12 protein-coding genes and 1 pseudogene are annotated in these 13095 nt (G+C 29.6%); 5 read left to right on the top strand and 8 right to left on the bottom strand.

Going from position 1 to position 13095, the window contains the following annotated elements; all coding sequences use genetic code 11:
- Positions 1-467 precede the first annotated feature (467 nt).
- Positions 468-1241 carry a hypothetical protein gene (locus IPK91_12280; protein MBK8298030.1) on the bottom strand — a complete coding sequence of 258 codons (774 nt, stop codon included), beginning with the start codon at positions 1239-1241 and terminating at the stop codon, positions 468-470.
- Between the two features lie 321 nt (positions 1242-1562).
- A complete protein-coding gene (locus IPK91_12285; GenBank protein MBK8298031.1) occupies positions 1563-2165 on the bottom strand; it encodes a histidine phosphatase family protein in 603 nt (200 codons plus the stop codon).
- Positions 2166-2429: 264 nt separating this feature from the next.
- On the opposite strand from IPK91_12285, the gene IPK91_12290 reads away from it, so the two are divergent.
- From IPK91_12290 to IPK91_12310, 5 genes are all read left to right on the top strand, one after another.
- The gene (locus IPK91_12290; protein MBK8298032.1) at positions 2430-3473 is read left to right on the top strand and encodes a T9SS type A sorting domain-containing protein; all 1044 of its coding nucleotides are present in this window, start codon (positions 2430-2432) and stop codon (positions 3471-3473) included.
- 1902 nt (positions 3474-5375) lie between these two features.
- A complete protein-coding gene (locus IPK91_12295; protein MBK8298033.1) occupies positions 5376-6008 on the top strand; it encodes a hypothetical protein in 633 nt (210 codons plus the stop codon).
- A gap of 569 nt (positions 6009-6577) precedes the next feature.
- Positions 6578-6892: a hypothetical protein gene (locus tag IPK91_12300; GenBank protein ID MBK8298034.1), complete on the top strand. Its 315-nt coding sequence runs from the start codon at positions 6578-6580 to the stop codon at positions 6890-6892.
- A 1084-nt stretch (positions 6893-7976) separates the two neighbouring features.
- Positions 7977-8333: a hypothetical protein gene (locus IPK91_12305; GenBank protein MBK8298035.1), complete on the top strand. Its 357-nt coding sequence runs from the start codon at positions 7977-7979 to the stop codon at positions 8331-8333.
- A gap of 53 nt (positions 8334-8386) precedes the next feature.
- Positions 8387-8602 carry a hypothetical protein gene (locus tag IPK91_12310; GenBank protein MBK8298036.1) on the top strand — a complete coding sequence of 72 codons (216 nt, stop codon included), beginning with the start codon at positions 8387-8389 and terminating at the stop codon, positions 8600-8602.
- Positions 8603-8709: 107 nt separating this feature from the next.
- Here the strand turns inward: IPK91_12310 and IPK91_12315 are convergent, their stop codons facing one another.
- The 6 genes and pseudogenes from IPK91_12315 to IPK91_12340 form a co-directional block, all read right to left on the bottom strand.
- On the bottom strand, positions 8710-9255 hold the full coding sequence (locus IPK91_12315) for a hypothetical protein (protein MBK8298037.1): 546 nt from the start codon (positions 9253-9255) through the stop codon (positions 8710-8712).
- Positions 9256-9549: 294 nt separating this feature from the next.
- Positions 9550-9885, bottom strand: a complete 336-nt coding sequence (locus IPK91_12320) for a hypothetical protein (protein MBK8298038.1) — start codon at positions 9883-9885, stop codon at positions 9550-9552.
- 168 nt (positions 9886-10053) lie between these two features.
- On the bottom strand, positions 10054-10275 hold the full coding sequence (locus IPK91_12325) for a DUF4238 domain-containing protein (protein MBK8298039.1): 222 nt from the start codon (positions 10273-10275) through the stop codon (positions 10054-10056).
- 25 nt (positions 10276-10300) lie between these two features.
- The gene (locus tag IPK91_12330) at positions 10301-10618 is read right to left on the bottom strand and encodes a GNAT family N-acetyltransferase (GenBank protein MBK8298040.1); all 318 of its coding nucleotides are present in this window, start codon (positions 10616-10618) and stop codon (positions 10301-10303) included.
- 245 nt (positions 10619-10863) lie between these two features.
- Positions 10864-11703, bottom strand: a complete 840-nt coding sequence (locus IPK91_12335) for a hypothetical protein (protein MBK8298041.1) — start codon at positions 11701-11703, stop codon at positions 10864-10866.
- Positions 11667-13095: pseudogene (locus tag IPK91_12340) on the bottom strand (N-6 DNA methylase). Before IPK91_12340 ends, IPK91_12335 begins: the two are co-directional and overlap by 37 nt.

The following is a 13095-nucleotide window of genomic DNA, read 5'->3' on the forward strand; positions in this document are numbered from 1 at the left end:
GAATGGGTATAAGGTTCTAATTTGTTGAAAATCAAACCATTAATCTAAAATTATGCACCTTAAAATGCTCATTTAGGAGTAGCAGATTGAAACTTTAGTAGCACACAAGGTTTCTGCTAATTAGCGTTTAAAAGGTAATTGAATATTGAAAGAGAAGTTTGTATTCAGACTTTAATTAAGTCGGATAGATAACTTGATTCATGGCAGGAAGCAAAAAACAGCTAATTTCCTGATATTTAACTAGTTATAAAAGCCGATGAAGCTCAATTCAAGTATCTAAATTACTATAAAAAAATGAAATTGTATTAATTTTATTTTTTTGCAGATCCCCTAAACGATTATATACATTTGAGTAATATGTTAATTTCTGAATTTGAATATTCAGATTGAATTGAACTGCAACAGGTATTCATAACAAAGCCAATGAAAAAACGTTCATTGGCTTTGTTATGAATACATATAGTTGATTACCACCATCTACGGATTAAAATTTCTCGGGTATTGCCATCGGGTAAGGTGAGTATAGCAATATTATTGCAAATGCCATTTCCATAATCGATGCTCAGTGTTTTGCCTTCTATTGATAGTGTAATTGAGCCTTCAACAATCCATGGGCAGGTAAATTTGTAAATCAATTTTTTTGAGCTTGTAACTGTAAAATTTGTTCCATTTCTATTTACTCCTGAGGAGGCACTTAGAATGGACCAAACATCGTCAAGCCGCAGTTCAGGAGTTGCATTTCCATCCAACTGAGTAATAATTTGAGTGGCATTCCAGCCAATTGATTTATTGGAAGGAAAAATTAAGGTTCTTCCTGATACTGTGCGAAGAAATTCATTTTGACCCGCATTATTTGGCCCTTGGTTTAGTAAAACTACCTTGCCTTGAACGTTTACATCATCTATATAAAAATCTTCGTGTTGCACTTCACGAACGGAACCGGCATTGTGGATAGGAGCTGAAATAAAGATAATGAGTTTGCCTTTTCGGATTCGGTTGTACGCATCTTTAACTCCAGTGGGACCATAGTCAATGGTCAGTGTATTCGGATAGCTGCCTTTGGGATTGGCCCAGCTACGGGTAGGAAACGATCGGGTGGTCATTGCGATCAGACCCAAATCAATTTGTTCAGTTATTTCTAGTTCATTGGCATCTAATAGATCTTGTTGAGCAGTGAGATCTTCTGAAGCCAGGACAAAATTATTGGTTAATTCGTCCCGGTCCTTAACGCAGGAATTCATGAAGACTAAATTAATAACAAGGAACAGAATAAAGATTGCGTTGTGTTTCATAATTTCTATCAATACGGTTTATAAAATTGTATCTTTCGATTAGACTTAACGAGTAACAAAAGGTTTAATGCAGCATTTTACATAATTCAGCATTAAATTATATAGAGTGAGACTTAATCTTTTTAATTAGGATAAACAGAAGTATCTTGTTATAACTTCTACTGGGAATGTTTATAAATGTACTGACACTATTAATTTGAATTTTAAATAGACCATTGAATCAATTGGATTCAATTTTAAAACAGCAAGCATTAAGAAAAGGGATTAAAATTATTTTCCATATTTCAAATGCAAAACCTTTGCACGTCCTTTAGAACTAACATTGACTATATAAAGATTGTCATATTCAGAATCTGGAATGTTGCTATATGCATTCGTGCCTGTCAGAATATTGAGTAAGACATTGGTGGTATTTGAATGTCCTGCAATGTAAACAACCTGGTTGTGGTATTGATTCAAAAGGGTATTTACCAATTCATCCAATTTAGCAGGGTCATAAATTTGAGTGGACACTGCATTATTGGATGCAATTTTTGAACTTGTTTCTTTGGTGCGGTTGTAGTTTGTAGAATACACAGCCTGAATTTTAGTATTTTTTAAAACTCGGGCCAATTCAGTGGCTCGCTCTTGTCCTACAACGCTGAGAGCTGGATCTGTACCGATCCCAGTAGTTTCAGCATGCCGAGATAAAATAAACGTCGTTGCAGAATCCTCAATGTATTGTTTTAGAATTACCGTATCTGTTTTATGGATCACTAAGGTATCGGTCACGGTTACTGTTTTTATAATCGTTTCCGGATCTTTTTCGCATGAAAGGAAAAAGGAGGATATCATTAAGGATACCAAATACATGGTTAATTTATATAAAGGCATGGCAAAAGATTTGCGTAAAGGTAAAAATTAAATATCAGTCACTAGGTATGTTGTAACAAGATCAGCGTAGAATCAATTTGTTAGAATAGGACTCATTTTATTAAATAAGTCATTGAACGGATGCGGAATTCTTAAGATTAGAATTTTAATAAAAATTAGTGTTTATTTAAAAGATTTTTAATTTTGTTCTTTAATATTTCAAATGAATTATATAGTGACCTTAAATCGGCTTTTAACAAAAAATTAATTAAAAAACATATTGCAATGAAAAATGTCTATCTGTCTTTATTTTTTACCCTTCTTGGTGGGTTCAGTTTGTATTCCCAAAATGTGCTTACAGAAGATTTTATTTTTGATCCTATTGATAGTTTAGAAAATTTAGGCAATTGGTATCGCAGTGGTATAAATTCAGATTTCAATATTAAAGTAGTTTCTCCTGGACTTGAATATGATGGTTATGTTGGATCGGGTCGTGGGAATTGCAGCCAAATCAAAAATGCGGGTGAAGGGGATGTCATTTTGAGAAGATTTAGTTCAGACATTACTTCAGGTGCAGCATACATGTCTTTATTATTTAAAGTTGATAGCCTGCCTACAACACTTACACAAGGATACTGTATTTCATTCAATCCAAATACCGGTGGCACCAATCTTAATACTGCTTTACATATTAAAAGGCTATCTGATACCAGCTTTAACATGGGCGTTCGGAAGATTGGAAAAGTAGATTTTAGTACTTCGACTTTTGAAATACATAAAACCTACCTTGTGGTATTAAAATATGCCATTTATCCAGGCACAAGCAATGATTCCTCCAGATTGTATGTATTTACAAATGGAGTACCCCCTGTAGAACCGAATATTCCACTGGCAGGAACCATCGATGGGGATGATTTCACAGGGCAAGCATTTGTTTGTTTAAGCAATAATTATGCACAAACAGGGATGCATGGTTGTGACATTAAAATCGACGGAATTCGGGTAGGCACATCATGGGAAACCAGCGTGTTGGCCGTATTGACATCAGTTGACAATGAAAAATCAATCTATGATTTGAAAAACAAGAATTTTCCAAATCCATTTCAAAACAATACAAAAATCAGCTATCAGCTACCTGCAAAAGGATGGGTAAAAGTTACCATTTACAATACGAATGGAATTCAATGCGCTGAGCTAATTAATAAAATTGAGGAAAGTGGAACGCATGAAGTGGAATGGGATGCAAGCAATATGCCTGCCGGTAATTATTCCTGTTTAATCCAATTTAATGGAAAGGCAATTAGCAATAAATTGTTGTTGGTAAAATAAAAGGAATTTTGCTGTTCCTTAAAGCTATGTAACCTAAAATAAAAATCCCCTTATCCGGGAGAATAAGGGGATTTGTGATTGTTGAGGTCGAGAGCGGACTTGAAAATATATATTGATTAACAATATAATATAATATTTTATATTTATAGGTGCGTTAAGAGGTGCGGTTTTTAAGGATAGAGCATTTATTTTATGGCAATTTTCCATTTTCAGTTTAAGTTATCAAATGATAGCAATGCATTCATCTGATATCAAAATCTTGTAACCTACATTTTGGAATTAGTATTAAATAGGGAGGGGTAATTCAAAAGATACCCTATGCACTTTATAATAGAAAGGGTTTAACTCAGAAAGCCATGCTCAATTTCAATTTGAAATAGCAATACCTTCGATTTTATAACACGATTCCAATGAATTACCAAGTTCAATTCTTAAACCTAACATCAAATTATCTTGATTTCACCAAATCTTCTGATTCTGGACGTTCTGATAAGTTTTATACCCTCTACCAGAATATGTGAATTAAGAAATTATGATAAAAAGCACTCTTGAGTCTAATCGGTTCATTCAAGCAGCCTGAATTTTTAAAATTAAGGAAAATTACTTATATTTGATTCGTAGCTAAAGATTTGTCCAACTATTATGAAGACTATCCTCTTGAGCTTTTTAATTGCCTTTGGGGGCATTGGAATTCAAAGACTAAACCTAAGTCTTGATAACGGATTCACATTATCAAAGCAAATAATTCAAGAAACTAAAAGATGCATTGGGATAAACAGAAAAAACAAACAATGCGGAAATTCTGCTAATATTGGTAGCAACTATTGCATTTGGCATGAACCAAAAAGTTTAAGGTATGAAGCTATAGCAAGATCAACCGGACGAAGATGAAATTATTCTCCAGATTAGGGTAGTGAATATTGTATTGTACATAAAAACCAAAAACATCAATAATTAATATTTAATTGCTATTCAGAATATAAACTTTTAAAACAAAAATAAATTTGCGATTCTTTCTTTTATCCTGACAATATTAAGTAGTTCGAAATTTTTAGTAATTATCCTAATTTCACTTTGTTACAATCAAACAAGCTGTTTTAAAGCGTTCTAGGGCAGTCAATTTCAACGTTTTTCCACCTTACAGAGGATCAGGACAATTATGAAATAGTAGCAAAATGCTTTAGAAAAAAATGTCCAGTTAATTGAGGATTAAGACAAAAGAAGATTACTTTTGAGTAATTTTAAGTAATTTATTAATACCATGAAATAATTATATTATGCCTGATTTAATAGACAAAAGTGATTCACATGGAAACAATACTAAATTGGAATTAATTCGTGATGGTGTCTTGAGTTTTGTTTTGGCAGTACCAGCATATTATTTAGTTTTATACATATTTACTATTTTCTTTCCAAAATCAACGATTACATTAAAATTTAAATTTTTCAGGAAATATAGAAATAGATCAAAATGAGCTAAAGCCGGTTTCTTTAAGCCCAATTTGTGGATGTCGTGGGGATTTTCCCATTAATGAATACTCATGTATTTTAGGGAATAATAATAAGGCAAGCCTTGAAAATGTACTTATTGATACTAGTAAATTCGATAAATCAACTATTAATTCGTATAATATAGTTTGTCCATTTCTTCAGCATCAAAATTGGATACCGCAAATACTGTTTGATTGTGATATATTTATATTAGATAGTACAAATAAAATATTTACTCTCCATACATTTGTTGAAGATTCAAATTTATATGTGATATATAAAAAGGAATATTTTATAATCAACCATTTGTTTCAATAATTACAAATGAAAAAATTGATATTTATACTTCAAACAAATGTTCTTCTATTGCCTTACTTCATAATTATCCTCCTTAAGTATAAAGTATCTCAAATGAGAGAGCAAATTTCAAATGATGTTCAATACACAAACTATGAAATGAGTTATACTCATGCAAGCACTGGTCTAAGTTTGTTAAATCATGCTAATCCCAAACAAAAATATTCTTGGTTGGCCTATGATAGATTGTTTTTGGATCAATTTGGTGACACTGTTGAAATGGAAGATTACATAACACTGGATTTATTTGATCTACCACATCTTGATATTATGTCAGGAACAACTTTTTTTAGTTCAAATAATTCGCAATATTTAATACTAGAAGACACAATTATTAAAATTGCTCCATCTTGTAGAGTTATTATTAAAACAAAAACTCCATTTTCATGCCGTATTAGCTCAAGCGTTCTTGCTAAAAGCGATTTAAAGAATGTACTTAATTTTAATTTTGAGGGACGAAGAGGATCACTTGATATTGATGTCTTTGCTTCTATGTTAAAAAATATAAATACTGATTCAATCGGTACTGTTTTAGAATCGGAAAAGAAAGAAAATTCGGAATCAAGTAATTTTCTTTTTGATGAGGATTTTCCCAAATTAAGCCACGACAAGGTAAATTCCGTCATTGCGAATATGGTAAAGAATGGAGTTAAAGTTCCAAAAAAAAAGAAGACACAAGTAATATGATAATTAATTACTTAAGTATTAAATCAATGTCATTTGCTGGTATCTTTTTGCAAAAGGATTTATATGAAAAGAATCTTATACCTAATTATGGTGGATTAAAATGGTATACAGGAAGCTATTAGTTAAGACATTCTCAAATGAAAATAATTTGGACAGTTGCAATTATAATATATATCGTGAAAAGCAAGATGAATTTTATTATAAAAAATATCTAATTAGATTATATTCAGAGGAACAAAATTACGAAAATGAGCTCTATTTCAATAGTGCAATTCGAAAGGAATCCAAAAAATTCGAGAGTTTGATGAATGGTCAAATTTGTTAAATCTTAAGATATCTCACCCTGTGGTATTCTTTGATTCATTTCTTAACGCTCAGAATGTATTCCAAAGGTATAAAATCCATAAATACAACTTTAATACACCTGACACCTTTAAATTGTGTCAATTTCATGATGAAAATATTCAAGATTTCTTGATCGTCTAACCAAGGAATGCCCAAATATTGTTTATAATATACCTAAAGTATTTGACTGTAGTTCGGTTAAGATATTTGGAGGATTTAATAAATTGAAAGCAACAAATTCAGAGGGTATTATTTATTATGAAAATGCAAGTATTAATGTCCACCCAGCTTCAGAAGTAATTATTGATAAAATAGATACATTTTATAAACATTCTTCAACATTAAATCTTTACGGATCTGATGAAGATCTTTGTGAAACTAAAAACTTAAGTTTAACTGGAAGAGTTTTTGTTAATGGACTTAATGTAAAATTTATATATTATTCGGATTTAAAAATGAATGCATTTCTAAATTTGATTGGAATTTTAATTACTGCATCAATATTAGGATTTATTAAGCGAAAAAATAATAATGAATGAAGAAATAATTATATAGACAAATCATCATATGCCGTTTCAGCTACGGCGACAAAGCTAGCAGTAATTAATATGGACAATGATTACTAAAGAAATTTAATATAACCCACCAAAAGAGTGTCTGATGCTGGATCAAAAAAGAAAACTTGGATTAGTAAGTCGAATTCTAAAATCTATAACTAAATTTGATCTGTAATCAGAATATCTTGGATTTACATCTTGTTGATTTTCAAGCTTAGTTGGTGACGTTAGTCAAAAGCGTAAAAGACAACGACACGGTAGACATAACGGCACATTTGCAAGCCGCATAAGCCGACCCACAACTCAAGCTTGCAGAAGAGCCGTTTTTATCCAACACACCAATATAAATTCCGATATTTACGAACTAAACTTTGATAATTATTAAATGGCAACACATAAACTTTCACTTTCTAGATTGGAGACTTTCCTGTTTGATGCTTGCTTTATCCGGTAGGGATTTATCTGAGGCATTTTTAGTTGGTTTATCTCATAAAGTTAAGCATTCTCTGGTGGTCAACTTGTTTTCTGATACCTATAATATGATTAAAGCTAGGGGTAGTTTTTTGAGATTCAAAGTTCAAACCTAAATAGCTGATTATCTGCATTTTAAGAGGACTTTATTCCGAAATGAGGTTTGGCCCTGAAGGAAAAGATCGTCGCTTGTTGAGTTTATAAATGCGTTTTAAGATAGTTTTTATGGGTATAATTTGAATACCTATTTTCTATTTAGATTGTTGACTTTTAGGACTTTAGGAATTCCAATTTTGCAGCATTCCTTAATAGGGTTGGATGCAATTTTGGAATGGCAAAGTGTCTTCAGTTTGAAGTTTGACTCCTTATAAAGATTGTGATAGTGGGGACAATTTTTCAAAGTTGAATACCTGTCTAGGGAACAAATCACTAGTCAGAATTTAGTGATGGATACTGATTCCAAGTACTCAATATAGAATTGAATTGTGACTAGTTCCAAATAGAATTTACTATATTTATGTCAATTCTTCACTTGTTCAAGGTACAATTATAATTAGGCACGTTTTAAGCTTATTGTTAAATCAAAAATTTAGGTATGAAAAGGATTTTAAAATTTTGGATTCTTGACATTTTAATATTGATAAATATTTCTCCTCTGAGTTCTCAAGTAATGAAAGCACAGGATGAAGGAGGTTCTTTGGGTGGGCTTTTTTTTAGAAGGGAATTTAATAAAGACATTGCGGAGCAAGTAAGTAAAAAATTTGTTTGTCAAAAAATTCTTAATATTCCTGAAGGACAATTGGTTAAAGTTGAAATTGATGCTCTGACTGCATCAAAAAGCGGTGAATTGACAACTGTATTTTATCAATGTGATGAGTTAAAGAAAAAGGTTTATTATTTGTATTTTTTAATGAATATGCAAATAACAATAATTATGATCAAGAGTATTTAGGATATTCATATAAAAACCTGGAAGAAAATGAAGCAGAGGGCCTAATGTCTAAAGTGAGTGAAATCATTGAATCAAAAGATAAAATCTTTAAAACTAAGTATAATAATGCTGCTTATTACTTTAAGGATTTAACTTTTGTCTTTGCTGAAAATGCATTAGGATCTGATTTTATTAAAGTATTTTATAAACATTATGATGCTTGGTGGAATGATTCAAATTTTAAAAGAACAGCAAAAAGATATTTGAAAAAATCACAAAAGTTTAAGTGAATTCATTTATAGTACTAAATCTAATACCAGTATCCCAAAAAATCATATCATCCAGAAAGTGACTTCCTATTTGGAGTTGTGTTGGCGATGAAATTTAATATCTAATTTTAAGTAATGGCATCAGATATGTTTTTCAAAATGGAAAAGTAAGATCCATATTCTCTAAATTTTTCCAAAAACATATTTAATTTATTTTTTTCAGCTCTTCCAGAATTCATTTCATCAAGAAAATCTGCTAATTCTAAAATATTCTGATCATTTTTATTTTGCTCTTCTGCAATAAGATTTTTGATTGCTTGAAAATATAATCTTATTTCATGTGTATAAGCTTCAAATCTATTTTTATTCTCTTCAACTATGTAAATATACAGATCCTTAGTGGGAGTATTTGGTGAAGTAAATGAATCTTTCTCACAGTAAATATAACCACCAGACAACAACTTTACGTTTGCATTGTCAACAATATAGAATGGATGTAATAAACCCTTATTTTCAAGAGCTTGAACTATTCTTCGAACTTCTCTTTTTTCAATAGGTAGATTATATTTATCAATCAGGCTAAAGGCATAAAAGTGTTCATTCTTTTCTGAATTTTTTGAAGCATTATATAATGCAAGTAGAAATAAATCTAGTTTTGTTTCTTCTTTAACCATGATTTAGGTTTAATATAGATTTGAACTTATAATTTAAAATAGTTTTTCATGGCTATTTTTGAGAATAAAATTATGATGATATTTTAGTTTAAGCCCTTCCAAAACATCAAAATTGTTTGAAAATATTTTTCTTTGGCAACATTGATAGATGCTATATAAATCTTTTTTATTTCATCTTCATTTGTATCTGTATAAGTGATTTTCTTTATTGTAGAGCTAGATGAATCTAAATCTTAAGATTTATTATTATTAACCTTGTAGGAGTTAAGGGAAAAACAAATGCCTCTGCGTTCGTTAAAATGGTGTTTCTATTTTTCCATTTGGATGCAATACAAAACCTGGATTATCGCTTGTAATAAATGGCATTAACTTTGAAGTACATAAAATTGTAATATGGCACTTTAACAATTCATCAACCACATAATTATTAATACTATTTGTACCAGTTTCTATTTCAATTATTGTTTGATTATAAATATCAGAAACAACATTTTCATTTTTCAATTGATGAGAAACGGCTTCTTCAGCTAATTCAAAAAATCTAATAAAATTTGGGTTTTCATCAATTGGAATGCCATTTGTCCTTAAATGATCCTTAAAGAGATTGAAATTATTATTTTTAGAATTCATTAAAAAATCTTGATCAAATATTTTCTCTTTTACAGATGTATTTCTATACTTAATGCTTGTAATTGCTTTTATAAAGTTTCTGGCATCTTCAATCTCAAGATTATCACAATTTTCAATTTTAGATTTAATGCTATTTAAAATTTAGTCTCATAACTGAAAGATTCTTTTCTATATAATTAGGATCAGTACTAAAATATCTTTTAAAACTTTATCAGTTTTAATTTTATAAATATCTTCTTCATAACAAATTTGAGATATATTGCGCTCTTTAACTTTTATTTTCGGATAGGGTGATTTAATTGACAAGGAATATAAATTTCCATTCTCATCAAAAGAAAAATTGTTAAGATAAACTTTTGAAACGAAATGTGAATTTTTTGGCTCACTCATTTTGTTCAATTTAAATAAAGCATTTTCAATTTAAAGAAAATTCTTTCATTTTAAGTTCATAAAATATTTCTTTAGCATCTCTTTTGGTTTCAACAAATCCTAATTTATAAGCTAATTTATTAGAAGGTCTTTCAATTAATGTTTTAATTCTTATGACATTCACCTTGGAGACTTTAAATGCTTCTTCAATTGTTTGTTTTGCAAGAGAAAAACCATAACCTTTCCTTGTGAATTCCTGATTTATGCCAATTATTAATTGATTATTATCATCATTTTTAGTGTAGATGCAATACCCAACCGCATTATTATTTTCAACTATACAGTTAATAATGTCTCCTTCCAATTGTTTATCAAGTGCCTCAATAATTACTGGGTCAAAAGGAATATTTTTAAATAATTGAATTAAGTAATTCTCTTGTTGCTTTTTTAATTATAACCATATTTGAAAATATCTGTGAATTAATATTTCAATATTTTAAAGTCTTATTCATTATTAAAATAATTCAAAATTTAATCAAATCAATCTCCTTCATTATCCTATCTGTTTCTGATAAAGCAACAATGATTTTCTGATAATGGAGAATATCTTCAATTGCCTTCAACTATTTTTATTTCATCTTCTGTTAATCCATATAATTGATAAACCATTTGGTCAATTTCCTTATCTGTTGATTCAAGTCTTGATTTTATGTCAAATGCCTTACCAGATTCTTTTAAAAAGTATTCTTCCCATTCAACTTCTTCAGATAAAGAAAGTTTTATTTTCTTTTTACCTAACTCTTTAATAAATTCTGAATAAGTTAACATATACCATTCTTCTATCTTATTGGATAATGATTCGAAATTAAATTTCCTCAGTAAAGTTCTTTGGAAATCAAGAGAAACTTTCTGTAAATCTTTATTCAAAGAAAGCATTCCTTCTGTTTTTTCAACAAATGCTTGTTGTTTTTCCAAATTAGATTCAATAATTGGTAGTTTTCTAATATCCCCAATTAATATTTTCGGAAATGTCAATCTATTTCCTTTTGGTGAAGTCATATAATTGTACCAAGAAATCAACTTTGAATTTATGAGGGCTAATAAATATTTTGTGTTTAAGTTAGAAATATTCAAACAAGAAATTATTCCTGGGTCATGAAATAGTTTTCCAGAATAGTTTACTGCTGAAATTCTCGGAGGGTTGCCACCTGTGATTTCTTGGATTAATATTCTATCTTCAAAAAAATACTTAAACTTTCTTGCTCTATGAAGCCATTTTCCATAATTTAAATATTCTTCCCTAATTATACTTATTCCATATCTTTTTATTGACCTACCTTGTATCCATAATCCATAATTATCATCTATTTTTCTATCACTATGATAAATTCTGCTTTTTACTTCATCTTTAGTTAAATGCTCAGTTGAATATGGAACAATTCCTGACAAACGTCAAGAAAGATTTCTCCTTTAATTGAAACAGAATTTATTTTCTCAATAATTTGAATATCTATTTCATTCTGGATAACCTGAAATTGTTTATCTTCTGAATTTTTCCAATTTTCAATCAGTCCAGATTTTTTATTTTTGATGTCATTAATTGAACCACTAGATTTTGAATCAAATAAGATAATTTCGCATACTTCATTGAGTCTTTTGTAAGTAAGAATGAAAATAATTGCATTAACACTTGCGTCTTCAAATACTGAGTTTTTAAAAATGACAAAATTATTTATCCCATAATTAATTAATATATGCTCCCTTAATTTTTTGGCCTGCGGTATATTTATCCAGGTATCAGGAGTAATAAATCCAATTTTACCATTGGTTTTTAAAATGAGACTTATTAATTCTATAAAAAAGAAATAAATTTCAAAATTTCCTTGGAAAGATTTCATTTTACTTTGATAAAACTCTTTGGATGCTTTATCGATAAAAGCACCATAAGGAGGATTACCAATGACAACATCAAAGCCACCATTTTCAAAAACTTGTGGAAATTCCTTTTTCCAATTAAATGCTTTTTCACCTGCAACTTCTGAGTCATCAATTAAAGAGTTGCCACATTTGATATTATTACTTAGATCATTTAATTTTTCTATTTGGTTGAGCAGTTCTAAGCCATAGAGAGAGCTTAGCTATTTCAACTCCATCTTCGTTTATATCTACTCCAAACAAATTATTTTCTAAAATACTTTTTTCAATATCACTGATTATCAGAGTATCTCCAAAGAGTTTAGCTTGTAGCTGATCAAGATTTCTATGTTCATTAATTAAAAAATCTAAAGCCTGATTTAAAAATGCTCCTGATCCACAAGCAGGATCACAAATGGTGATCTGCAAAAGCCAATTTCTATAATCAGTTATCTTATTAAGTAATTCTTGGGTAGTTATCTTCTTTCTTGACTTATTATAAATATATTCTTCTTCACTTATTTTGAGATCAATTTTTTTATCAGTACACAACTTTCCGATGGTATTGTCCACCATATATTTTGTAATATACTTTGGTGTATAAAAAACACCATCTTTTTTTCTTCTACTTTTTATTTTATCAAAATCCTCTCCTTCAGATTTAGCTTTTATTTCATCTATTTGATTAAGGGAGTTTTCAAAAATGTGGCCAAGAATGCTTCACATCCACTTCACTTTCAAAATTATATTCTGAGAGCCTTAAAGTGTGTTTGTACAATAATTCATCATCAATTTTTACGAATTCAGAATTTCATCATGTTTAAATAGACCTCCATTATAAGCGTATACTTCATATCGTGAACCTTTATAACCAGTGTTTAGATATTCAAAATACTTTTTAAATCTATCGTACAATGAAATTTCTAT

The organism is Saprospiraceae bacterium (assembly GCA_016712145.1).
Classification (GTDB): Bacteria; Bacteroidota; Bacteroidia; order Chitinophagales; family Saprospiraceae; genus Vicinibacter.